24 protein-coding genes are annotated in these 22,427 nt (G+C 70.4%); 15 read left to right on the top strand and 9 right to left on the bottom strand.

Annotated elements, in window-relative coordinates; translation table 11 throughout:
- Nucleotides 1-17: 17 nt before the first annotated feature.
- The 5 genes from CIB93_RS04540 to CIB93_RS39400 all read left to right on the top strand — a co-directional run bounded on the left by CIB93_RS04540 (nt 18) and on the right by CIB93_RS39400 (nt 5,631).
- Complete coding sequence (locus CIB93_RS04540; RefSeq protein ID WP_096624295.1) at nt 18-599, top strand: TerD family protein; 582 nt, start codon at nt 18-20, stop codon at nt 597-599.
- Between the two features lie 339 nt (nt 600-938).
- Entirely contained in the window at nt 939-2,177 is a 1,239-nt protein-coding gene (locus CIB93_RS04535; protein ID WP_179499963.1) for a DUF418 domain-containing protein, read from the top strand.
- 189 nt (nt 2,178-2,366) lie between these two features.
- Nucleotides 2,367-2,606, top strand: coding sequence for a hypothetical protein (locus CIB93_RS04530; protein WP_096624291.1), 240 nt, complete (start codon nt 2,367-2,369; stop codon nt 2,604-2,606).
- Between the two features lie 109 nt (nt 2,607-2,715).
- Complete coding sequence (locus tag CIB93_RS04525) at nt 2,716-4,503, top strand: ABC transporter ATP-binding protein (protein ID WP_096624289.1); 1,788 nt, start codon at nt 2,716-2,718, stop codon at nt 4,501-4,503.
- A gap of 75 nt (nt 4,504-4,578) precedes the next feature.
- Nucleotides 4,579-5,631, top strand: a complete 1,053-nt coding sequence (locus CIB93_RS39400; RefSeq protein ID WP_096624287.1) for a TerD family protein — start codon at nt 4,579-4,581, stop codon at nt 5,629-5,631.
- Nucleotides 5,632-5,770: 139 nt separating this feature from the next.
- Here the strand turns inward: CIB93_RS39400 and CIB93_RS37685 are convergent, their stop codons facing one another.
- Complete coding sequence (locus CIB93_RS37685) at nt 5,771-5,947, bottom strand: hypothetical protein (RefSeq protein ID WP_179499962.1); 177 nt, start codon at nt 5,945-5,947, stop codon at nt 5,771-5,773.
- A 209-nt stretch (nt 5,948-6,156) separates the two neighbouring features.
- Here CIB93_RS37685 and CIB93_RS04515 point away from each other — a divergent pair, with 209 nt between their 5' ends.
- A complete protein-coding gene (locus CIB93_RS04515) occupies nt 6,157-6,591 on the top strand; it encodes a hypothetical protein (protein ID WP_096624285.1) in 435 nt (144 codons plus the stop codon).
- Between the two features lie 513 nt (nt 6,592-7,104).
- Here the strand turns inward: CIB93_RS04515 and CIB93_RS04510 are convergent.
- Together CIB93_RS04510 and hemC are read right to left on the bottom strand one after the other, a co-directional pair.
- Complete coding sequence (locus tag CIB93_RS04510) at nt 7,105-10,143, bottom strand: Tn3 family transposase (protein WP_096624283.1); 3,039 nt, start codon at nt 10,141-10,143, stop codon at nt 7,105-7,107.
- 27 nt (nt 10,144-10,170) lie between these two features.
- A complete protein-coding gene (gene hemC / locus CIB93_RS04505) occupies nt 10,171-10,923 on the bottom strand; it encodes a hydroxymethylbilane synthase (protein WP_179499961.1) in 753 nt (250 codons plus the stop codon).
- 131 nt (nt 10,924-11,054) lie between these two features.
- On the opposite strand from hemC, the gene CIB93_RS04500 reads away from it, so the two are divergent.
- Nucleotides 11,055-11,711 carry a hypothetical protein gene (locus tag CIB93_RS04500; protein WP_096624279.1) on the top strand — a complete coding sequence of 219 codons (657 nt, stop codon included), beginning with the start codon at nt 11,055-11,057 and terminating at the stop codon, nt 11,709-11,711.
- Nucleotides 11,708-12,562: a hypothetical protein gene (locus CIB93_RS04495; protein ID WP_096624277.1), complete on the top strand. Its 855-nt coding sequence runs from the start codon at nt 11,708-11,710 to the stop codon at nt 12,560-12,562. Before CIB93_RS04500 ends, CIB93_RS04495 begins: the two co-directional genes overlap by 4 nt.
- A 694-nt stretch (nt 12,563-13,256) precedes the next feature.
- Here CIB93_RS04495 and CIB93_RS04490 read toward each other — a convergent pair.
- Together CIB93_RS04490 and CIB93_RS04485 are read right to left on the bottom strand one after the other, a co-directional pair.
- Nucleotides 13,257-13,715: a hypothetical protein gene (locus tag CIB93_RS04490; RefSeq protein WP_096624275.1), complete on the bottom strand. Its 459-nt coding sequence runs from the start codon at nt 13,713-13,715 to the stop codon at nt 13,257-13,259.
- A 26-nt stretch (nt 13,716-13,741) separates the two neighbouring features.
- Nucleotides 13,742-13,954, bottom strand: a complete 213-nt coding sequence (locus CIB93_RS04485) for a helix-turn-helix domain-containing protein (protein ID WP_096624273.1) — start codon at nt 13,952-13,954, stop codon at nt 13,742-13,744.
- A 108-nt stretch (nt 13,955-14,062) separates the two neighbouring features.
- On the opposite strand from CIB93_RS04485, the gene CIB93_RS04480 reads away from it, so the two are divergent.
- The 7 genes from CIB93_RS04480 to CIB93_RS04450 all read left to right on the top strand — a co-directional run bounded on the left by CIB93_RS04480 (nt 14,063) and on the right by CIB93_RS04450 (nt 20,221).
- On the top strand, nt 14,063-14,875 hold the full coding sequence (locus CIB93_RS04480; protein ID WP_257002011.1) for a 3'-5' exonuclease: 813 nt from the start codon (nt 14,063-14,065) through the stop codon (nt 14,873-14,875).
- A gap of 74 nt (nt 14,876-14,949) precedes the next feature.
- Entirely contained in the window at nt 14,950-15,480 is a 531-nt protein-coding gene (locus CIB93_RS04475) for a hypothetical protein (protein ID WP_096624269.1), read from the top strand.
- Between the two features lie 268 nt (nt 15,481-15,748).
- The gene (locus CIB93_RS04470) at nt 15,749-16,534 is read left to right on the top strand and encodes a hypothetical protein (RefSeq protein WP_096624267.1); all 786 of its coding nucleotides are present in this window, start codon (nt 15,749-15,751) and stop codon (nt 16,532-16,534) included.
- Between the two features lie 60 nt (nt 16,535-16,594).
- Nucleotides 16,595-17,584, top strand: a complete 990-nt coding sequence (locus tag CIB93_RS04465) for a hypothetical protein (RefSeq protein WP_096624265.1) — start codon at nt 16,595-16,597, stop codon at nt 17,582-17,584.
- Nucleotides 17,585-18,069: 485 nt separating this feature from the next.
- Entirely contained in the window at nt 18,070-18,549 is a 480-nt protein-coding gene (locus CIB93_RS04460) for a hypothetical protein (RefSeq protein ID WP_096624263.1), read from the top strand.
- Nucleotides 18,550-18,724: 175 nt separating this feature from the next.
- Nucleotides 18,725-19,192: a hypothetical protein gene (locus tag CIB93_RS04455; protein WP_096624261.1), complete on the top strand. Its 468-nt coding sequence runs from the start codon at nt 18,725-18,727 to the stop codon at nt 19,190-19,192.
- A gap of 201 nt (nt 19,193-19,393) precedes the next feature.
- Complete coding sequence (locus tag CIB93_RS04450) at nt 19,394-20,221, top strand: sugar nucleotide-binding protein (protein WP_096624259.1); 828 nt, start codon at nt 19,394-19,396, stop codon at nt 20,219-20,221.
- Between the two features lie 134 nt (nt 20,222-20,355).
- Here CIB93_RS04450 and CIB93_RS04445 read toward each other — a convergent pair whose 3' ends face one another.
- The 4 genes from CIB93_RS04445 to CIB93_RS37680 all read right to left on the bottom strand — a co-directional run.
- Complete coding sequence (locus tag CIB93_RS04445) at nt 20,356-20,637, bottom strand: hypothetical protein (protein WP_096624257.1); 282 nt, start codon at nt 20,635-20,637, stop codon at nt 20,356-20,358.
- Nucleotides 20,638-20,658: 21 nt separating this feature from the next.
- Entirely contained in the window at nt 20,659-21,936 is a 1,278-nt protein-coding gene (locus CIB93_RS04440; RefSeq protein WP_096624255.1) for an integrase, read from the bottom strand.
- Between the two features lie 5 nt (nt 21,937-21,941).
- Nucleotides 21,942-22,148 (bottom strand): hypothetical protein, encoded by a 207-nt coding sequence (locus CIB93_RS04435; RefSeq protein WP_096624253.1) that lies wholly within the window; start codon nt 22,146-22,148, stop codon nt 21,942-21,944.
- A partial coding sequence (locus CIB93_RS37680) for a hypothetical protein (protein WP_179499960.1) occupies nt 22,145-22,427 on the bottom strand: 283 nt, incomplete at its 5' end. The genes CIB93_RS04435 and CIB93_RS37680, both read right to left, overlap by 4 nt.

Raw genomic sequence — 22,427 nt, 5'->3', positions numbered from 1 at the left:
CAATCCCGGGAGCCTTCATGTCCGTGAACCTCACCAAAGGCCAGACGATCAGTCTGGCCAAGTCCGACGCGACCCCCCTCATCCGGGTACGCATGGGCCTGGGCTGGCAGGCAGCCCAGCGCAAGGGGTTCCTCGGAAAACTGATCGGGCCCAAGGAGATCGACCTCGACGCCTCCGCAGTGCTGTATTCGGGCGGTGAGGTACTCGAGGTCGTCTACTTCAATGACCTGGTCAGCACCTACGGCGCGGTGACCCATTCCGGCGACAACCGCACCGGCGGTGATGGCCCGGGTGACGACGAGACCATAGCCGTCGACTTCACGCGGATCCCGCAGGAGGTCGATCAGATCGTCTTCACCGTCAACTCCTTCACCGGGGTGACCTTCGACGAGGTCGAACACGCCTACTGCCGCCTGGTGGACGAGGCCACGGGCAGTGAACTCGCCCGGTACACCCTGTCCGGTGGCGGCTCCCACACCGCTCTGATCATGGCCAAGGTCTCCCGACTGGATGAGGGATGGATGCTGGTCGCCATCGGGGAACCCGCGTCCGGAGAAACCTTCCAGGCGCTCCTGCCCGCCATCGACAGCTACCTGTGACGGCGTGATAGACGGGCTGGAGGGCTGAAGGCCGGCGGGGTGATGCGCACATCTTGCGCATCACCCCGCCGACTGGCCCCCTTTCCCGGGGTGGCCACGGCTTCGGCCGGGCGGACACGGCCGCGCTCGGCCGGACCCACTGGGCGAGCAACACGGTTGTCATGGGCGACACCCACTCCCGCCGGCCTGCACGGGCGACACCTCCGAGACCGCCTGATCCTGCCGGATCGGTCGGGACACGGGCCCGCCGGTCGGCGGGGTGGTCACCGCCGAACGGCGGGGCTGTTACCGAAGCCTGGTGGATGGCCCGACTCCTGGCGTCACCGCGAGATTCTCCCTATGACACAGATGCAGCCGCCCCAGGAGACGTCGCCTCCTGAGCCCCGAACCCCGCCCAAGTCCGCCGTGCCGGCCCAGGGCGGTCCCTCGATGGGACGCCTCGTCGGGGTGGACCTGGCCCGCGCGTTGGCGGTGTTCGGCATGTACATCGTCCACATCGGCCCGGCGCTGTCGGCGACGTCCGGCGTCGGCGCCTGGGTGCGGTACCTGGCCGACGGGCACTCGTCGGTCCTTTTCGCCACCCTCGCCGGGTTCTCGCTGATGCTGATCGCCGGACGGCGTGAGCCGAAGACCGGCTTGGCCGGCCGGCAGGCGAAGGCCCGGATCGCGATCCGCGCCGTCATCCTGCTGGCCCTGGGCACCGTGCTGGCGACGGAGTACGGGGGTGTGATCATCCTCGGCTTCTACGGTGTCTACTTCCTTTTCGCCCTGCCCCTGCTGCGGCTGTCCGCCAAGGCCCTGGCGATCACCGCGGCCGGGCTCGCCCTCGTCACGCCGCAGCTGGCGTTCGTCCTGAACTCGCAGGTGAGCGAGTCCGTGCGGCAGACCATCGACGCCTACGACCCGCTCAAGAAGCTCAGCGAGGTCGGCGTGCTCGACCTGCTGCTCACCGGCTTCTACCCGACGATCACCTGGATGTCGTTCGTGGTCGCCGGCATGGCGCTGGCCCGCCTCGACCTGTCGGCCGTCGCCGTCCAGCGGCGCCTGGCCGCGCTCGGTGCCGCCCTGACCGTGGGCGCGTACGGGCTGTCCCCGCTGCTGGCGGGTAAGGACGCGCTGCGGAGCATGGCGGAGGGCGGGAAGTCGTCCGCCGGGTCCGAGGAGGCGTCTTCCTTCGTCAGCGGATCCTTCGAGGCTCCCCGGAGGGAGGCCTCGGAACTGCTCGCCGCCGGGCCGCACAGCGGCACCACGTTCGACATCATCGGCAGCGTCGGCGTCGCCATCCTCGTGATCGTGGGCGCGACGGTGCTGATGGACCGCCTTCCGCGCCTGCGGCGGCTGGCGAAGCCGGTCATCGCCGTGGGCACCATGTCCCTGACGGCCTACGTCGGCCACTTCCTCGTACAGTCGATGCTCGGCGTATCGGCTGGCGAAAGCACCCAGGTGTCCTGGGCGCCCGTGCTCATGTTCATCCTCGGGGCGAGCGTGTTCGCTGCGCTCTGGTCCCGCTTCTTCCGCCGCGGACCGCTCGAGGCACTGCTCAACACCGCCACCAAGCCGGCGAAGTACATCCGATGAGGTCCGGCCGGGGTGGCTCGCCCTCGTGCCCCACCCCGGCCCGGACATTCCGCGCGGCTCGCTGCCGGCACCCCCTTCCTCCCCAGTGGGCGCATCAGCCACCTGGGGGGTCTGCGTCGGCCACCTGGGGGATGCGCTCCGGATGACTGCCGGATACCCATGAGTCGGCCCCTCGACGAGCCTGGACGCATGGACGACAAGCGAGTGGACCGCGACGGCCGCGCACAGGCCCCGGCCGCCCCTTCCGCGCCGCCCTGCAAGAGGTGCGCGACGGGCAGGTGCCTGTCGCACGGACACCTCAGGGGCGGCCGGGAAGCCGGCCTCCTCGTCTTCCTCGCTGCGGCCGGGATCCTGGCGGTCCTCCGGCCCGATCTGTACGCCGGCCTGGTCCACCACGCCGGGGGGATCCTCACCGGGCTGCCCGGCTGAACACCCGACCCCCGATGACACACCGGCACGACCCGGTGCTCAGATCCGCGACCGCAGTGACCGGACGACCGGAAGCCCCGGACGACCGGACGACCAAAAGGGACCCACCATGACCGCGACCGACCTGTCGGCCGCCGACACCGCACGCCTGACCGCCCCGAAGACGTTCCAGGCGCTGTACGCCCATTTCCGACCGCACCGCAAGGCCGTCGCGCTCGCCGCCCTGCTCACCCTGATCGGGGCCGGAAGCGGACTGCTCCAGCCCTTGGCCACGAAGGTCCTCGTGGACCGGCTGGGCTCCGGTGAGACGATCGGCAGGATCCTCCTCGCCCTCACCGCACTCGTACTACTGGGCGCTGTGGTCCAGGCGCTCGGCGCGTACGTGCTGGAGCGGACCGCGGAGTCCGTCGTGCTGGCGGCCCGCCGCACCCTGGTCGGGCGGCTGCTGCGGCTGCGCCTCACGGAGGTCGAGCGGCACCAGCCGGGCGACCTCATGTCCCGGGTCACCTCCGACACGACGCTCCTGCGCGCCGTCACCACCCAGGCGCTCGTCAACGGAGCCACCGGCGCCATAACCCTGGTCGCGGCCATCGTCATGATGGCCCTCATGGACGCCGTCCTACTCGGCGTCACCCTGGGTGTGGGCGTGCTGATCGGCGGAGCCGTCGCCCTGGTGATGCCCAGGATCGCGCAGGCCACCGAACGGGCGCAGGAGGCGGTCGGAGAGGTCTCCTCCGTCCTCGAGCGGATCTTCGGCGCGCTACGGACGGTCAAGGCGTCAGGTGCCGAACAGCGCGAGAACGCGGTCGCCGACGCGGCCCTGCAGCGGTCGTGGCGGCACGGCGTGACAAGTGCGAAGTGGGAGGCGGTGGCGGAGGGGTCAGTCGGTCTGGCCATGCAGCTGTCGTTCCTCGCGGTGCTCGGGGTCGGCGGGGCACGCGTGGCCTCCGGAGAGATCCCCGTATCCACCCTGATCGCTTTCCTGCTCTACCTCTTCTACGTCATCGAGCCGGTGGAGAGACTGGTCCAGTCGGCCTCCGCGTATCAGGAGGGATCAGCGGCCATCACCCGCATCGACGCAGTGGAGCGGCTTGAAATGGAGCCCCTGGCCCAGGAGCACCCCGAGCGTCCCGGGACATCGGCGGCGGCCGACGGCCCCGCGTCGGTCCGCTTCGAGGACGTGAGCTTCCGCTACCGCGATGACCTTCCACCCGTCCACCACCAGGTCGACTTCGAGATTCCGGGCGCCGGGATGACGGCCTTCGTCGGCCCCTCGGGAGCGGGCAAGTCGACGGTCTTCGCCCTGATCGAGCGGTTCTACGAGACAACCGGAGGCCGGGTCCTGATCGACGGCAAGGACGTCCGGGACTGGTCTCTGCCCGAGCTGCGGGGCGCCATCGGATACGTGGAGCAGGACGCTCCGGTCCTGGCCGGGACGCTGCGGGAGAACCTGGTCTTCGCGGCCCCCGACACCACCGACCAGGACATCCACGACGTCCTGGTCCGAGCGAAGCTGGACACGCTGGTCAACCGCCTGCCGCAGGGCCTGGACACCCCCGTCGGACACCGCGGCACCAAACTGTCCGGCGGTGAACGACAACGCATCGCCATCGCCCGCGCCCTGCTGCGCAAACCCCGGCTGCTGCTCCTGGACGAGGCGACCTCGCAGCTCGACGCCGTCAACGAACTCGCGGTACGCGACGTCATCACGCACGCCGCCCAATCGACCACCGTCCTCGTCGTGGCACACCGCCTTTCAACGGTGACCCACGCCGACCGGATCGTGGTGATGGACGCAGGACGCGTACGCGCGGCGGGCACCCATACAGAACTCCTCGACCAGGACAGCCTGTACGCACACCTGGCCGCCACCCAGTTCCTGGCGCCGGCACGGTAACCCCGAGCGGAGGAGCCCCTGCCGCCCGGGCCACGCATTTCACACATTTCGCAAGCGCCGTTGTGGAGGAAGCAGATGAGTACGTACCTGACCAAGGGCGGCAATGTGTCGCTGAGCAAACAGGCTCCCGGTCTGACCGGCGTGCGTGTAGGGCTGGGCTGGCAGACGGGAACCGCCGCGGGGGCCGGCTGTGACCTCGACGCCAGTGCACTGCTGTGCGGCCCGTCCGGCAAGGTCCTCTCCGACGAGCACTTCGTCTTCTTCAACAACCTGCGCAGCCCGGATGGCTCGGTGCGGCACTCCGGGAATGGTCTGACGGCCAACAGGGGCGGGGACCGCGAGCAGATCGAGGTCGACCTCGGCACGGTCCCGGCCGGCGTCGCGAAAATCGTCTTCCCGGTTTCCCTCTACGAGGCCGAGCAGCGCGGCCAGAACTTCGGCCAGGTCCACAGCGCCCACATCCGCGTCGTCGACCAGGACAGCGGCACCGAGATCGCACGCTACGACCTCAGAGGCCACGCCGCAGCCGAAACCGCGATGGTGTTCGGCGAGCTCTACCGCCATGGCACGAACTGGAAATTCCGCGCCATCGGCCAGGGCTACGCCTCCGGGCTCGCCGGCATCGCGCAGGACTACGGCGTCGACGTCCTGCGGCCGAACCCGACACCGGCCCCCGAAGCAGCACCGCCGCGCACGCCGTCCCCCCTACCACCCGCTGCCATGGCATCGGGTACCGCCGCCCAGGAGATCCCAGGGCAAGGCGCCACCGTCACACCACCGCAATCAGCAGGGAGTTCCACCATGACGTGCTTCTTCGACCCCCACCACGGCCCCGGCACGATGCCGGTGATGTGGTCCCCGCATTGGGGCGTACCCCGGCAGATCCAGACGTGCGGCGGCTGCGCCCAGCACATACAGACCACGCCCGCGCCCTACTACACGCCGCAGGCGGGCTATCCGCAGCCCGAACAACACGGCTACGCGCAGCCGATGCAGCAGGGCTACCCGCAAGAACCGCAGCAGGGCGGCAACCGCCGCTTCGGCATGGGCGCGGTCCTCGGCGCCGGCGCGGCCGGCCTGGTCGGCGGCGCTCTGCTGAACGAAGCATTGGATGACGACGACCACTGACGATCCCGGCCAGGGCCCCGTCACCTGAAGGCGAGGGGCAACGGCAGCTGCCAGGCTGCATGCTCCCTGGCACGCCGCCCCTTGCCTGCCCGCCGGGACGGCCAGAGGCGGACAGCACAAGCTCGCCTGAGATACACGCTCACGACGACAGGGGGTGAGCTCGGGCCAGTTCGACGGCCTGCGTGGTGAGCGTGTGCACCACGGCAACGCAGAGCTCAGGACGGATGACGGCCAGACCGAGGCCATCCACCACCAGCGCCATGCCGAGGAACTCCCGGAGCCGGATGCCACGTCGCCCGGCGTCACGACGGCCCACCGCACCTGCCGGTGGCGGACTCTAACGAGACCGACGCCTTCGTGGCCACCACCGTGCTGGAGGAGTACCGGATGTCTGACGTTGGGGCAGCTGGCAATCAGGTCTCGTCGACGGTGGACGGGTGTCCCACATGAACGACCCAGACCACCAGCTCTCCGCTGCCGATCAACGGATCGGCAGTACACGACGCCCAAGGAATAGGAGTCGCCATGAAGCCTTCCCGGACGGGCGGAGGCGTGGCGCTCCTCGGCGCCGCGATCTCGGCGGTAATAGCGAGCAGTCCCGCACAGGCCGCAGAGGGAGAAGCCGAAACCAGGCACGGCATTTTCATGGTGCACAGCGAGTCGTCCGTGCGCGACGGCACCGCGCAGGGAGACGCCACCTTCAATTCCACCGCCAAGCCGGGCCCCGCACCCACCACTGAACCCACCACTGGGTCGACCACCCAGCCGACCACCGATCCCGGCACTACCCCCGGCGCCGCCCGGGTGCCAGCCACGCCCAGCGGCGTCGCCGTAGGCGCCGAGACCACCGGTTGGGTACGCGCCGAAACGGTCCTGCTGGTCGGTGGCCTTTCCGCCGCTGGCGCTGCCGCGGGCCTGGGCCTCGCCGCTCGGCGCCGCATAATGCGCCGCAACAACTGACATCTGAGCCACCCCCGCTCCACCGGGCGCAGTCGGGGGACAGGCGTCCGCTGTTCCGCAGGCCCCGCGTCCAAGCCGACACTGAGCCTTGGGTCCGTTGTGCCGCCTGTGCGCACGTCTGACGGCTACCCAGCCCGGGGGCCGGCACGGTGACTCAGCACCGCACGACCACGCCCCGTCCTGCTGCACAGTTGCGGATGTCTCTCGTTGCGACGCTTGGCGCCGAGCTGGGGCTCGCTGTCACCTGGCGCCGCGAGGCGCTGCCCGCAGCCGAGCGGGGAGCGGAGGCTCCTGCTGGCGAGGCCCTGAGCGGAAGGCACCGTGATCAACCTGGCCCGATAGCGCCCACCCTCTCGCCGCGACGCCCCGAGAGGGGCACCGTCCAGGCTGGTCAACGACCGGCCGGGGCCTGCGTCCGGTGCGACTTTTCCCTGCGCGGGCCGCTCACCCAAGGGACGCCGGGGCGCAAAAAGAGAGAGCAGCCCGAGAGAGGGCCGCCCCGTCCTTGCCAGCTCAGCTCGCAGCGCCGGCCGACTCACCTTGTGGACTGCGCGGGCCAGGCACCATGACCGTCGCGGTGAGGTCCAGGTCAAGACGGCTGTTCATATCCAGATCGAACCGGCCGTACGGGTTCACGTGGGTCCAGAACAGCGGCGACAGCCCCCGCCGGTCCGCCGCGGTGAGCTTGTCCGCCCACTTCGGGTCGGCCAGAACCTGCTGAACGAGCAATGTGTTGACATGAACAAGACTGCTCTGCAAAAGGTGCAGGGCGAGCATGGAGACCTCCTGGCTCTCCTTGTCCGCACCCGTCAGGTCGCCGTCCTTGCCGTAGAACAGGTCGGAGTTCGCCGAGTTCCAGTTCTCCACTACCTGCAAGCCCTCGCCGATCTCCTTCCGCATCTCCGGATCCGACAGGTAGTCGCAGATGAACGCCGTGCGCACCACGCGCCCCAGCTCCTCGATCGCCTGGTAGGTCGGGTGCTTGGGGCCGCCCTTGGTGAAGCGGCGCAGGACCTGCTCGGCCTCCGCGGTACCCAGGCGCAGGGCGGTGGTGTACTTCACGATCTGGTCGTACTGCTGGGCGATCAGGTCCCAGTCGATCGTGCGGGTGGACAGCACCGGGGCCAGGTTCGGCCAGTTCTTGTCCTCGCCCGCGGCCGGCCGGTACAGCCTCGCCCGCCCGATGTTCTTCAGCCTCGGCATCAGCTTGAAGTCGAGCATGTGCGCGAACGCGAACCCGACGATGGAGGCACCGTGGGTGTCGGTGTACTGCCGGTCGACCTCCATGTCGGTGCAGTGCCGCAGCACGCCCTCGATCATCGAGGCGACCTCGGAGGCCGAACAGGACTTGAGCTGTGAGTAGATACAGACCGATTTGCGCTCCACGTGCCAGTAGATCATCACTCCGGGGCCTCGGTAGCGCTGGTGCCACTCGGTCATCAGGTTCGAGGACCAGGCGCCGAACTTGCGGCTGTCGGAGGCGCACGCCGTCCCGGTGCCCCACCACATCTCGTCGCGGGCCGCGAAGGTGGCGTTGACCAGCTTCACCAGGGCCGCGCGCAGGTTGGCCCGGTTCACGAACAGGTGCCGCACCCGGCGAAGCGTCGCCTCCGACTCGCCGTGCTTGCCGGTCACCGCGACCCGCTTGATCCCCATGTTCGTGCCCAGACCGAACAGGACCAGAAGCAGCCGTCTGCGCAGGACCTCCCGGGACAGGTTCTCGCGGGTGGCCACCGTGGTGAACTCGGCGATGAAGTCGGTGTCGAACTCGGCATACTTCAATATGTCCAGGAGGTCGATGGTTCCCCAGCGCCGTTCGATCTCGGCCTTCACCGCGACCAGGTTCTCCGGCTCCTCCTGCTTGGCACGCGGCGAGACCTTGATCCACGGCTCGCCGTTCTTCTTCACGATGGCCACCCCGCCGGTGGTGTCGTCCTTCAGCGCCTGCTCGAACCGGTCGAGCGCGTCGCGGTGCTTCTTCTTCAGGGCCTCGATGAACTTGCCCGGGTCCTGGGGCTTTTGGATCGCGTCGTAGTGGACGTCCCGGTTGTCCTCGAAGTCCTGCGGGAGGTCGTCCTCCGGGTTACGCCAGTGGTTCGCGCCCACCACCCAGATCTCCCGGCGCCGCAACGCCTCACGCAGGCTGACCAGCACGCACAGCTCGTAGGGAATACGCTCGACGCGGCCACGCTCGTCCACCACCGCGGCCCGCCACTGATCGGGCACCACACCCTCCAGCGGCACGGCCTCCGCCGCGTCGAAGAACGCGCCCTCCTTGGCGATGGGCTGGTCCAGGTACCGCTGGAGCAGGTCGATGGCGTCCATCACCGGCCGGTAGGCGGTGTTGTTGCACTTGAGCGTCAACGCCTTCAGCAGCGGGGTGAGCATCCGCCGCCAGTGCGCCGAGTACGCCGACCGCAGCACGGTACGCACACGCGCCTTGTACTTGGCCTCGTTCGCGGCGGCCTCCGCAGCGAGGGCCTTGAGCGTCTTCTCCCCGCCGACGACGGGGTAGATCACCCTGCGGACCGTGCCCGACGGCTCGGACAAGGCCGCCTCAGCGACCCGCAGCATCATCGCCTCCTTGCCCCGCACCTTCTTCAGCTCACCCGTCAGCTCCTTGTCGACCTTCTTCTCCGCCCGGGTGTTGATCTTCAGCACCAGTTGGATGAACAGCTCCACCAGCGAGTCAGTGATCTCCCCGTGCCGCACGTGGCACAGCGCGGCCAGCAACGTCAGGCGCATCGGCGGCTTCATCCGCTCCAGGTTCGCCGGGTACTCCTTCGCCGCCCTCGCCCGCCAGGCCTCCACCTGCTTCTCCGACACGTCCGCGAACAGGTCCGCCGGCAACTCCAATTTCCGCACCCGCTGGAGCTTGTCCACCTCCGCGAACAAGCTCTCCAACCCCGGCGCCCCCGGATCCGCCTTCAGCTCGGCGAAGAACGACCGCCCGCCCCCGGCCACCGCCTGGCCCCCAGCCGCCTCGTCGCCGTCCTCACTGCCCGCGACCAGATCCTCCAGCCGCGAGCGCGTCGCGCGGGACAGCCGGTCCACGGTATTGCGGCAGAACTGCGCGTCGAAGGCCTTGACCGCCTTGCCCACCAGCCGGCCGACCTGCCCCGGCGCCGGCGGCTCGATGTGGTCGTTGCGACAGCGGGCCACCACCGCCTCCGCCAGCCGATCGCGAGACATCTCCACCCCGCACAGCTCCGCGGTCAGCCACTCGGCCAGCTTTTCCTGGTCCTCTTCGGTGTTCGCCCGAAAGCCGAACGCCTCCCGGATCTCCGTCCGATGACGGGTCGCTGTCCGGCCCTGCCAGTCGTACGCCGCCCACTCCTGCACCGGCACCTTCACCTGCTGGGCCACGTAACCCACCGCGGCCGCCGGCACCTCCCCGATGGTCTCCGGGAACCGTGCTTCCACCTCGAAGAACTTCAGCAGCATCGCGAAGCCCAACCGGTTCGCCCCGGACTTGTTCCGTAACCGCTTCATGTCGTCTTCGAGCAGCGTCCAGACCTCAATGAGGTCTTCCGGCTCCCAGTCTTGCCGCACCCTTACTCCTTCGCCCAGTCAGTTGGATCACCACATCGTGGCGACCGACCAGAGGGAGTGGAGGTAAGGAATCCAAACCGAAGCCAGATGGTTACGCAGCGCTACTTGTCGGGTGGCCGTAGCTATACGAGAACACGGCCATGTGGCCGCATCGTCCTCGTGGACCTGCATCGCCAGCTGACCAGCACCGAGGGCCGGCATCATCCGGTACGCGCCGAGGATCTCTGTCCCTTCCTCCTCCCGTCCGATCCGGCGCAGCCCGGCGTTGGCGAGGATCACCGCGTCGACCTGGCCGCTGTAGGCGAGTTGGAGGCGGGTGTCGGCGTTCCCGCGTACGGGGACGATCACGAGGTGGGGGTGCGAGGCCGTCAGCTGGGCGATGCGCCGTGGAGCGGACGTGCCCACGCGGGTGCCGGGCGGGAGGTCGTCCAGCTTCAGGCCGCCGGGGTGGACCAGGACGTCGTTGAGGTCGTCGCGCGCGGGGTACAGGCAGACCAGCCCCTTCGGCGCCGGCACGTCGCCGGGCATGTCCTTGAGGCAGTGGAGCGCGAGGTCGGCCTCCCCCTGGAGGACGCGGTCCGTCACCGCGCTGATGAACGCGCCCTTCCCGCTCTTACCCAGCTCTGACAGAGGTCCGGCCCACCGGTCACCCTCGGTGGACACCGGAACGAACTCCGGTGCCACGCCGGGCGTCGTACGGACGATCTCCGCCATCAACCACTCCACCTGTGCGGTGGCCATCGCCGAAGCCCTGCTCGCGATCCTGATGCGCTGCGTCATACCCCCGGACCCTAGGCCCGCCCGGGGCGTGCTCATGCCGACACCGAGTCCGCCTCCCGCCCGGCGCGACCGTGACCTGGACTGGGCTGTATCGCCGCACGGTGCGGGTCCGAGCACTTACACTCACGCGCATGACGAAGGACCGGCTCGTCGACGAGCTGCTCTTCTGGGCCCTGGACGCGAGCGGTGGCGACACCACATGCGACCTGGGCCCACACACGGGGATCGATCCCTCCAGGCTCCCGTTCCCGGACGAGGAGGCGGTGCAGCAGGCCGCCTCCGGCCTGGAAGTCCAAGGCTGGGCGCGAGCGTTCCGCAACGCTGCCGGTGACGTGGTCTTCTTCCGTCTGACGCCCGCCGGGGTGCGGGAAGGCGAGCGGCGCCGTACGGCGGTCGCCAGTCGACGCGAGCGCCTGGCGTACGCCGAGAACGCGCTGATCACCTGGGTGTTCGAGACGGCCGAGGCCAGCCGGCCCGTAGAGCTGTTGGACTTCGTCAGCTCGCCAGCGAACTGCTTCTACGGCAGTCGGCTGAGCGTGGACGAGGTCGACGAGGCGTCACGGAACCTGGTCGGGTTGAAGATGCTCAGCACCACGGGCGGACCACTGACCGGCGTACGGCTGGAACCGGAGGGCACCTCCTGCGTGATGTCCGGCCAGCCGGTACGCGCCTACCTGCAGCGGCACAGGTCGGTCCACCTGGAGCAGCACATCCATGCAGGGGGCGTGGGAGCGCAGGGTGTCAACGCCCACCAGCGGCTGGACGACCGGGGAACCGGCGTCTCGTGACGACGGAAGACCTCGCGTGCGTCTTGCTGATGGGGCTCAGCGATCGCACTCAGCGCGATACGTACGCATCCGTAGCTCTGACCGAATTCGCTGACGACGACGTCCGCGTCGAGCAGGTTGAGGAGGCCGCTCGTCTGTTGGAGAAGCGCGGTCACGTCTCCGTCCTGGAGACGCTGGGCTGGATCGGCGCATCAGTCACTTTCGAGGGCCTGCGCGAGGCAGACCGGATCACCGCTGAGCGTGCCAACCACGGCGCCCGGCTCAGCCACGCTCTCGACCAGTTGGTGGAGCAGGCGTTCGCCGCCCCGGACGCTACTGTGCGCCTTCAGACATTCGTCGCGACCACGCTCTTCCTGGGCGAGCACCTCGGAGTCGCGGTCGTCCTGCGGGCCGCCCGCTACCTGCACGATCACGGCCTGGCGGTCCTCACCCCCGCGGCCGGCCAGCCCGAGACCCTGACGCTGACGTCGGCCGGCGAAGACTGCGCCCTGTCCGGAACGAAAGTGAGAAAGTACGTGAGCGACCAGAACACCCCCGTGGCGGGACCGACGTTCACCCAGATCGTCCACGGCGGCACCGCCGCCCAGGGGTACCACGTCACCCAGAACGTCGGAGTCCAGCCCGATCAGCTGGCCGACCTGGTACGCGAGCTGCGGGGACTTGTGCAGCAGGTCCCGGAGCAGGCTCGGGAGGAGTTCCTTGAGGACGTCGAGGTCCTGGAGGACACCGAGCAGGACCCCCAGGTGCGCAGCCGCGCCGGACACCGGATCATGACCGCGCTGAACGCCGCCCCCGGTGTGCAGGCGGTCGTCGAGACCCTCGGCCAGGTGATCGGCGCCTTGAGCGGATGACGCGCTCAGGACCGGGCTAGCCTCAGCCCCGACGGGACGCCGCGAGGAGCTCGTTCGCCCCCTGGCCGATGAGGTCCCCGGCCACCCCGCGACCCACCACATCCGGGGTGGTCCCGGTCAGCTCCGACGGCAGCACCACGGAGGCAGTGGCCGACGAGGGCGTGCGGCAGACTCCGCTCCGCGACCGCCGTGATCGTGGCCAGCGGGTCCACCAGCGGGGCGAGGACCGCGAGGGTGGCCGCCGGGCGTACGGTGAAAGCATGGCCGCCGAGCGAGTACGCCGGTGCGCGTACGTCCTGTGCTCGAAGCCGCTGCCGGAGGGTTCCCGCAGCGACAGGCGGTTCTGCGGGCGCGCGTGCCGGGCGGCGCATCGACGATGGCTCCGCCACCAGCGAGAAGCCTTCGCGATCGGGCTGGCGTTCCTGTGGGGCGAGGAGCCCGAGCAGGTCGTGCGCTGCCCGGTGTGCGGACGCCGCTTCGCGCTCGGCCACCCGTACCGCAGGGACAAGATCTACGACCGCGACTCGTGCCGGCAGAGGGCGTTTCGGGCCCGCCGCCCGGCGCAGAGGGTACGCGAAGCCGTTATGCCGGACAGCGCCCCAGAACCCCGTCGCAGGCCGCTGACCAGCACTCCGTCGCCTCATGAAGGAGACCGTGACGTCGGGTCGGCCACGGGGCTGGTCGAGTGGAACCGTCAGACCACCCGTGACCTGGCCGTTTGCAGTCCAGCGGCAGGGGACGGCCCGGCGTCGATGGGGATTCGCGAAGGGCGCCGACCGACCGACGCGGGCCGGTGCCGTTCCAGGTGGCGCAGCCGGTCGTGGACGCGCTCCAGGCCGCCGGCCCCGAGCCCGTCGCCGTGGAGGTAGTACAGGCCCAGGTCGCCGTCGAGGGCGGCGAGCAGGGCCGCCACGCTGCGGATCTGGTGCGACCACAGAGCCCGCTGCACCTGGTGGCCCTGCCGGTCGTGGCCGAGGAGATCGGCCAGCTCAAGGGCCGCGGCGCCCAGGTACGCGCACTCCGGGCAGGGCTCGGCAGGCAGGTCGGCCTTCGCCTCGTCGAGGAGGTGCTCGTACTCGTCGGGGTGCGCGGAGATCAGGCGCCGGACCGCGATGTCCTGGGCCTGGAAGTAGCTCGGCTCCCACCTCGCCATATCCCCACCGTACGCCCGCCGTGCGGTCAGGACTCGGCGCTGCGCCGGTCTCCGCCCCGGGAGCGGAAGGTAACCCCGGCGTCCGCGAGCAGGCGGTGCACGCCGCCGTACGAGCGGCCCGTCTCCTGCGCCAGGGCCCGGATGCTCGTCCCGGAGTCGTACTTCTTCTTCAGCTCCGCCGCGACCTTGTCGCGGTCCGGGCCGGGCGCGAGACGGCGGACCTTCGTCTTATTCGACATGGGCGGATTCCTCCCTGAAAGACGGCGGACGCTGCCATGATCGCGTGAGGCGGTGGCCGCGGCCACCGGTTCGGCCAAGGTGCTCGGACGAGAAGAAGGGGGCGGCTGGTGACGATCGCGGACCCGGCTCAGTGGGAGGACCTGTTCACCCGCACCGTCGACGAACAGCCGGTGCAGTTCGTACGGCCCGCCGACACCGACCGCCCTGTCTGGGCGGTGTATGAGGCGGCCGTGTACGTCGGGAGCGTGGCGGCCGAGTGGGACGGCGGCCGGCCGCTGTGGCGGGTGCAGGGCAGCCGCGAGGCCCACCGCAACCTGGACGACGCGATCCGTTCCCTGCGGCGCCCGTCGTCGTGGACCCGCGAGCGCGAGCAGGTCGCCGCCTGGGCCCGCCGCCTCCTCGCCGACGAGACGCTGATCGCGGTCGATGTGGAGACGACCGGGCTGGAGAACGCGTACGCGGTACAGATCGCCGCCGTCGACCGCCGCGGCACCGTCGTCTTCAACGAGTACGTCCAGCCGAACGCCCCGCTGGAGCCGGCCGCCGTTGCGGTGCACGGCATCACCCCGGACCGTCTCGCCCAGGCCCCGGCCTTCGCGGATCTGCTGCCTTGCCTCACCGACGTCTTCCACGGCAGGGTCGCGGTCGCGTACAAGATGGACTTCGACCGCGGCGTCTTCGAGCGTGAGCTCGACCGCCACCACGACGGCGACGCCGCGGCGACCGGCGACTGGCTGGGCCGGGTCCGGTGGGAGGACGCGATGGTGCCGTACGCGGTCTGGCGCGGTCTGTGGTCGGTCAAGCGCGGCGCCTACCGCAACCAGGCGCTCGGCGGCCCGCACGACGCCGTCGCCGACGCGCGGCTCCTCATTGCGAAGCTCGATCAGATGGCCGCGACACCGTCCACCTCACCCTGGTGATCTCCTCCGAGGGGCGTGTGTCTTCCGTCCAGGCGCCCTGGTTCCCCCGCGGGGTCTCCCCTAGCCTCGCGTAGGTGAGGACTGAAGAAGCCCGCAAGGCCATCGCCGCATGGGTCACCCAGCAGATCAGCGCCGGATTCCGCCTCGATGTCGAGGAACTGAACGAGGGCCGTGGGGCGCACCGCAGGAGCCGACCGGGGCGGCTTCATCCCGCCTACGACGCGACGCGGGCCCCGGAGGTCCCGCCCGCCGTGGTCAGGACACGGCAGGTGCCGGCCGGGGAGCGAACGGCGGTGATCTTCACATGGAAGGTGGAGAGCGGCGCCCCGCCCTACTTCATCATCGACATCCCCACCTATTGGCCGCGGCGGATCGCCGCCCCGGGGTGGGTGATCGTCGCCGACCGCCCGGTCGTCGATGTTCTGGCCTGGGATGCGCAGCGTCGCCCTGCCACGATCAAGACTGTCAGCCTGCACTCCTTCTTCGACTCCTCGATCCACGGCTGGCGCAGCTGGGCGAGCAACGTGGAATACGACATCGACTGGAGCGACCCCGAGGTCCCCGCGCTGCGGGACCCCGCCCCGGAGCCGGCCGCCCGCCCGTGACGTGGGGCGCTATTCATGCTGGGCGGTGTGCCCCTTAGAGGCTCTCCCGGCTGAAGGGGCGCCGACCGGAAGAGCGTTGAGGGGAATGCGGACGCGCGGCTCGTGGGATCCGGTGCTGTCCAGCTCCAGCAGGTCATCACAGCGGTCGATGAGAGAGAGCTTCAACTCCTGATGCGGGCGCTGGGAGAGGCCGCGTACGGCGAGGGACGATGACTGCGCGTCCGCTGTCGCGGCCACAGGGCCCCGGGGTCGCCGCTACGCTGGCTGGGTGACCTCCGCCCCGCCGGCCCTCAAGCGCCCGCTCAGTGACATGCCCTGCGATCCCGGCTACATCCAGTTGTCGTACGAGCTGGAGGCGTCGCTGGACAACAGCGACCGCGAGGACACGCTGGAGAAGTGGCGGGTGACCGCCCACCTGGGCGAGGACGGCTTCCGTCTGGAAGCCATCCCGCCCTGCGACCAGTGCACCGCCAGGTGGAACCGGACGGAGGACGAAGGCGGGTTCGTCGACGAGGACGAGGACTGCCCGCACCGCCTCCATGTCGGCGTGCTGGAACTGGTCAAGGTCCGATGGGGCGGCTCGCAGAACCCGTTCTGGGCGATGGAAGAGGAATCGCAGAACCTCTACGAGATCGCCGAGACCGTCTTCAACGACGAGCACGACGGCTACACCGAGGAGTTCGAGGAGCTCACCGAGGCCTGGGGCGAGGACCTGCTCGTCCTCGACAAGGCCGAGCTCGACGAGGGGTGGCGGGGCTTCGGCCTGGGGCCGATGATCGCCGCGGACGCGTTGCGCCGCCTGGCGCCCGGCTGCCGCGCGGTGATGGTGCATCCCGCTCCGATCGACGCGACGGGCATGAGCAAGGACGAGTGGGCCCGCGCCCGCGATCGTCTGCGCGAGCTGTGGGCGACGGTGGGGTTCGTCCCGTACGGCGAGACCCCCTACATGATCTTCGCGACCTGCTGGGCCGACCCGGAGAACAAGCAGTACGCCCTGCGCAAGGCGAGCCGTGAGCTGAGCACCCAGTGGCGAGCGGCGCGGCAGCGCGGCTGAGGCCGGCCCACGACACAGCGGCCCCGAGACGTTGCCCAACCGATCAGGAAGCAGAACCCCGTGTCCAAGGTGTACGACAACCTTCCCTCTACCATCACTGAGGCCGGAGAGAACGTACTGCGCGCCTACGCCGAGGGCACCGCTCCCACCACGGACCCGGGCCTTCTGCAGACCGTCGAGGCCATGCTGTTCGCCGAGGCAGCAGCCCTCGAAGCCGTCGTCCTCCTGACCGAACGCCACAGTTCCAGCAGTGACCTGGTGTTCGCCGAGCTCCTGGAGGAGCCGGTCTTCATGGACCTGGCGCCCACGATCCTGTCCATGCTGCGGTTCCTGCGCGGCCGCATCGCCGGCCACGACCCTGTCCTGCGCCTTGACCCCTCCACACCCCAGCCCGCCCTGTGCTTCCTCCTGCTGGCCGGGCAGGCCCTGGTCAGTGCCGCGGCCGACCGGCCCGGTACCCAGCCGGTCCGCGATGCGCTCGCCGAGTGCCTTCACCGGCTGGCCACCGCACCCGCCGAAGAGCGCTATCCCGCCGGAGACCTGGGGTTCGGCCTGGAGGACCAGCAGCGCGAGGAGGTGGACGAGGAGACGTACCTGCTGGACGAGGTCCGCAAGGTCCTCACCGAGTCCGTTCCGCTGCGGCGGGTCCTGACTTCCGTGCGCGGTAAGGGAGGGGCGGCGTTTCTGACCGTGGATCTCGCGGCCCGCCCCGATGTGGCCGACCTGCTGCGGATGCTGGCAACCGACCCGCCGGCCGGGGGCGCGGACACCTCGACCCGGTGGCGGGCCTTCGCGGCACCGGCAGCCACCCTGATCCGGCTGGAGATCGAATGGCTCCAGCCCGTGAACACGACCCTGGCCCTCGTTCTCGACGTCGACGAGTACGCGCCCGCCCTCGAGGCCCTCACCCATTCAGACCACGTGCAGTTGTCCGCCACCGATCCTGTCGGCCAGCCGCGCGACGCCGTCATCCACAGCGTCAAGATCCCCACCAACGGACCCGAACTGCGCCACCTGCTCGCCGAGGCCGCCCGGCGCCGCCAGGACTGAGCACGCGGCCTCACCACGGCGACTGGCGGGATCCGACGCAGCCAACGCTTCCGGCGCACTCGGCGTCCGAACCTGAGTGTTGCGGCGGTTCGACCAGACCTATCATCACGGGCGGGCGCGCGTTGTGGGTGCGGGTACCGCTCACCGTCGAACGAAACTGAGGGGCCGGGGAGAGTTCCCCACAGGGCAAGATCCATCCCGCCGCCAGCCACTGCCCGGATGTTCCCGGAGGGCAGGACCTTCCGGGGCTCCGCTGCATGCCCCCCCTCAGCTCGGCGGACGACCACAGCCGGGTGAATGGACCGCCTTGTGCCGCCGTCCCGAAGCCCACGCCGGTAGCGTGAGGACATGCACCACGTGCGGCACTAACTCATTGGCGAGTCAGGCATGTTGAGCAGTTCCGTGTCACAGCTCGGCCACGGCGATGCCTCCGGTGAGTGCGGCCCGCATTCCCCGATCAGACCAGGAGACGAGGACGCACGCTCATGCTCGACCTGACCGCCTTGAGTGAAACCGTGGAATCCCTGGGCAACCGGGCCTTAGCCCAGGAGCTCACGGTGCTCGACATGTTCGTCTTGGTCGAAGTCGCAGTCATTCCGGAGCCGGCTCGACGCCGCGAAGCCGCGCGGCATGCTCTTACTGCGGCCCGGCGTGCCTCCTGGGACAGCACCGACCCGGAGTGGGTCACGCCGCGCACTTGGGCTTCGGCCCAGCGGCGGACTCCAAGTGCGGGGCGAGCCCGTCGCGTCCTTGACTGTGACGGATGCGCGTGGGAGCGCCGTCACGTCGTCGAGGACGGTGACGTCTTTGAGGTCGACGTCTGGTCGCCGGTTTCCCAGCGCCGGGGGGTGCCCCACCTCGTCGTCCACGAGTGGGGGGAACTGCTGCACCACTACGGGCCGTTGACCGAAATCAGCAGTCATCTCTGGCCCCAGCAGCCTCCTTGGTCGTCAGGCAGCTCATGAGCGCCGACCGCCGCGACTCCCGAAGCTGCTGTCAGGTGACAAGTACCTCTGGGTGAAGCCTTGGACACCGCTCGGGCTGCCCCCTCGGGCCGAGTGCGGTCTTGGGGAACACCGGTTGACACCAAGCAGGTGATCTTGGTGAACCGGGCTGTGCGTTGCCGGTAGGTTTGCCGTCATGGTGTCGTACGCGAAGGACGAGCGGTGTGTCGCGCTGGCGAAGGTGCTGGTGCCGCTTCTGGAACGCAGCGGGCCCGAAGGCGCCGGCGGGTACGGCGGTACGTTCCAGGTGCACGTGCCGCACGAGACCGTTGAGCAGCTGGGCGGCCTGGATCTGATCCGGGCCGCGCTGCGGAAGGCAGCGCGCGAGCTCGACTGGAAGTTCGGAACCTACGGGTTCGGCGGCGGTCAGGGTTCGACGACGCTCATCGGCATCCACGACAAGCGTGAGATCCCGGATCCGTACGCGAAGGCCGTCGAGGAACACCGGCAGCGGCAGATGCGGGCTGCGGTCGACCGCGTGTCCGCGAGGTACTCGGGCCTGGATGGATCGGCGCCGGCGTCGAGTCCGCCGTTGCGCGGAACGCCGGTGGTGCAGACGAAGGAGTTCTTGGCGGCTGTCGCCGACCACGGCCTGGTGGAGTAGGGCGTCGTCAGTCGGGGAAGACCAGGATCCGTCCCCTGTTTCGGCCGGACCCGTACGCGGGTGGCCCCGGCAGGTGTGGCGGCCTCGGGCGAGGCCGCGTGTACGGCCGAGCCCAGCCTTCTGCCGGAGCGGGGTGCCTGCCGTCGGCCGGCCTCCCCGTTTCGCTGCGGGTGGCATGCGGTTCCGCTACCGTGTACCGGCATGACGGTGCTGATCATCGGCGGCAGTGGGTTCCTGGGGACCGAGCTGGTGCACCAGGCGACGTCCGCCGGTCGCGTCACGGTCGCGACGTTCAACTCCCGCCCTGGCGACGCCCCCGGCGCCTCGTGGCACCGTCTGGATCTGAGGGAACCCCGTGGGCTCGACGAGGTCATCGACACGGTGGCACCCCGTGTGGTGATCAACGCGTCCAGCGGGGAGGCCGACTGGGCGGTCACCGCCGACGGCCCCGTCCGCCTCGCTCAGGCGACCGAGCGGCGGGGGATCCGTCTGGTGCACGTCTCCAGCGACGCCGTTTTCTCCGGTTCCGATGTCAACTACGACGAGACGGCCTTCCCGGACCCGGTGACCCCCTACGGGGCGGCGAAGGCCGCCGCCGAGACTGCGGTGCGTCTCCTTCACCCTGCCGCGGTGGTCGCCCGCACCTCGCTGATCATCGGCGATGGCCGGTCCGCCCACGAACGGATCGTGCACGAGCTGGCCACCGGTGGACGGGAAGGGGCTCTCTTCACGGACGATGTGCGCTGCCCCGTGCATGTCGCGGACCTGGCGGCTGCCCTCTGGGAGCTTGCGACGTCCGACGCGGCCGGTGTCTTCCATCTCGCGGGGCGTGATGCCCTCAGCCGCTACGAGCTGGGTGTGCTCATCGCCCAGCGCGACGGAGTCGACCCCTCCCTGCTGCCCGCCGGCCGCCGGGCGGACACGCGCCTCCCGCAAGCCCTGGACGTCCGGCTCGACAGCCGCGTCACGCAACGCCGGCTGCGTACCAGGCTCCGGGGCGCCAAGGACTTCCTGGACAAGAGCCGATGACCAGCCAGCCCCGCCGCCCCCTGCCGGTACCCAGGGATGAACACCAGGCCGGGGGCGCCATCACGTCACTGCGCCCGGACCGCATCCCGGGCGCCCCGGCAGGAAGAGACACAAGCCCGGACCTCAACGCCAGATCAGAACTCCCCCGGCACGCGCAGGGTCACCCGCCACCGACCCGGCGCCGATTCCTCGGCCGCCGTCGCCGTCGCGCCGCGCAGGTCGTCCTCGTACGCGCGGTCGATGTAGGCGAGCAGGCGCAGCTCGGCCTGTTCGGCGGTGCCGGCGTCGAGGGCGAAGTCGGCGACCGCGACCGGCCGCCCCTCGGCGGGCCGCTCGATCCCCCGGTCGGCGAGCTTCTCGGCGTCCCACCGGTTCTCGGGGACGGCGGGCAGGCTGGTGGGGTAGGTGGTGGGCACGGTTCTCCTCGGTGCGCGGGGTCAGGCCGCCAGCCCGAGGGCGGCGGTGGGGTTCTGGTCCCAGGTCAGCTTCTTCTTGCGGTAGGCGTCGAACGCGGCGGAGCGCGGCGAGTGCCGGGAGTGGACGGCGACCGCCTCGGGCGGGTTCCCGGCGTCGAGCATGGCCTGGATGCAGCCGCGGCGCATGGAGTGTCCGGTGATCCGGCGGATCGCCGCCCGCGCGGCGCGGCGGGCGGTGCGCCACGCCTTCATGATGGCGTTGGACTCCTCGGCGGTGGCCGCCTGCTCGGCCGCCTCCTTCGCCTCCCGCGCGGCCAGCGCCTCGGCCGCCCGCTCCTCGGGGGTCGGGGCCGGGGTGAGTTCGGCGGCACGGGCGGCGGCCTTGACGATGTCGTTGACGGTGTCGGCGGTGATGCCGCCGCGCCGCCTTTCGTCCTTGGTGTGGCGGCCGGCGGCCTTGGCGCCGATGTTGCCGTGCCGGTCGATGCGGCGCAGCAGCGGGCCCGGGGTGAGCTGTCCGTCGTCGGCCAGCACGTCCAGCCACGCGCGCAGCGCGAACAGCGGGCACAGCTCTTCGTCGTCCGGGGCGAGGATGCGTACCTCCTGGCCGCGGGCCTGCTGGTCGGCCTTGGAGCGGCGGATCTTGACGATCAGCGCCGGGCGCTGGGTCTTCTTCCTGGTGGCCGGGTCGGTGACCTTGACCGTGGTGAAGTGGATGTCGTGGAGGTTCAGGCGGGCGGGCTCGGAGGCTCGGCCGGCCATCCACCAGTCCAGCAGCAGCACCGCCGCGTCCCGCTTGCCGCGCACGGTGGTGCGGTCCAACTGCCGCACCATCAGGCGGAGTTCGTTCAGGTCGACGCCGTCGGCCTGCAGCGGACCGGGCTCCACCAGCGGGTCGTCGGCCTCCTCGCCGCGGCGCTGGGAGATGATGGCGAGACAGCTCTTGATCTCCACCTTGTCCAGCGGGGTGCGGTGCATGGCGCGCAGCATCCGCAGGGTGCCGAAGTGAGCGTCCAGGGTGGAGGCGGGGTGGCCCCGGTCGGCGAGGTCGTCGAGGAAGCAGAGCACGGCGTTGGCTTCGGCGGTGTCCCAGCCGTAGGTGTCGCACCAGTCCTGATAGGCGTTCCAGCGCGAGTCACGGGCGCTGCGGGAGTTGCGCGGCACCGCGTTGTTCAGGCGGCGGGCGGCGGAGGCGGTGATGCGTCCGCCGCCGGGCAGGTGCACGTCGGCCTCGGCGCGGGGGCGGCGGCGGACGGCCGGGGCGGGCCCGGCGGCGGGGACGAGTTCGGTCGACGCCATCGGGGTTACGGCTCCTCGTACGGGGTGGGCGGGGCCTGCCAGGTCAGGGTCTCCAGCGGCGAGCGCGTCGTGCGCACCCACTCGGGGATCCGGGCGGTGCGCATCACGGCGGACGCCTCGTCGCTGAAGAGGACGACGGGCCGGGCGGGCGCGGCCGGGGCGGGCGGCAGCGCCGGGCGGCGGCGGGCGGCGGGGTCGGGTTGGGGTGTCACCGGCCGGTCTCCGGCCGCTCGATGTGGAACGCGGTGACCTCGCGGCCGCCGCGCACCGCGGTCTCCTCCCGGAAGGAGGCGCCCTCGGCCGTGAGCTCGGCCCGGATCCGGTCGGCGTCGCTGGGCGCCTTGCCGCTGCCCATCGTGCCGAAGGCGACTGCGTCGTCGGGGAGGTCGGCGGCGTTCTGCGGCAGGGCCCAGCGCAGCGTGCCGCCGCGCGGGCCGGTGTCGGCCGGGGCGTGGCGGCGGCCGGCGCGGGCCAGCCGGCGCAGCAGCTCG

This window comes from Streptomyces sp. WZ.A104 (genome assembly GCF_002382885.1).
Lineage (GTDB): Bacteria > Actinomycetota > Actinomycetes > Streptomycetales > Streptomycetaceae > Streptomyces.
Note: the sequence above shows the minus strand (reverse complement) of the source record. Positions and strands in the feature narration are given on the sequence as shown.

Coding starts and splice junctions, on each gene's coding strand:
- hemC (WP_179499961.1), bottom strand. CDS start 10,923: ATGACGCAGCGCATCAGGATCGCGAGCAGGGCTTCGGCGATGGCCACC.
- CIB93_RS04530 (WP_096624291.1), top strand. CDS start 2,367: ATGGACGACAAGCGAGTGGACCGCGACGGCCGCGCACAGGCCCCGGCC.
- CIB93_RS04440 (WP_096624255.1), bottom strand. CDS start 21,936: ATGGCGTCGACCGAACTCGTCCCCGCCGCCGGGCCCGCCCCGGCCGTC.
- CIB93_RS04525 (WP_096624289.1), top strand. CDS start 2,716: ATGACCGCGACCGACCTGTCGGCCGCCGACACCGCACGCCTGACCGCC.
- CIB93_RS04485 (WP_096624273.1), bottom strand. CDS start 13,954: ATGTCGAATAAGACGAAGGTCCGCCGTCTCGCGCCCGGCCCGGACCGC.
- CIB93_RS04540 (WP_096624295.1), top strand. CDS start 18: ATGTCCGTGAACCTCACCAAAGGCCAGACGATCAGTCTGGCCAAGTCC.
- CIB93_RS04450 (WP_096624259.1), top strand. CDS start 19,394: ATGACGGTGCTGATCATCGGCGGCAGTGGGTTCCTGGGGACCGAGCTG.
- CIB93_RS04460 (WP_096624263.1), top strand. CDS start 18,070: ATGCTCGACCTGACCGCCTTGAGTGAAACCGTGGAATCCCTGGGCAAC.
- CIB93_RS04490 (WP_096624275.1), bottom strand. CDS start 13,715: ATGGCGAGGTGGGAGCCGAGCTACTTCCAGGCCCAGGACATCGCGGTC.
- CIB93_RS04500 (WP_096624279.1), top strand. CDS start 11,055: ATGACGAAGGACCGGCTCGTCGACGAGCTGCTCTTCTGGGCCCTGGAC.
- CIB93_RS39400 (WP_096624287.1), top strand. CDS start 4,579: ATGAGTACGTACCTGACCAAGGGCGGCAATGTGTCGCTGAGCAAACAG.
- CIB93_RS04535 (WP_179499963.1), top strand. CDS start 939: ATGACACAGATGCAGCCGCCCCAGGAGACGTCGCCTCCTGAGCCCCGA.
- CIB93_RS04455 (WP_096624261.1), top strand. CDS start 18,725: ATGGTGTCGTACGCGAAGGACGAGCGGTGTGTCGCGCTGGCGAAGGTG.
- CIB93_RS04515 (WP_096624285.1), top strand. CDS start 6,157: ATGAAGCCTTCCCGGACGGGCGGAGGCGTGGCGCTCCTCGGCGCCGCG.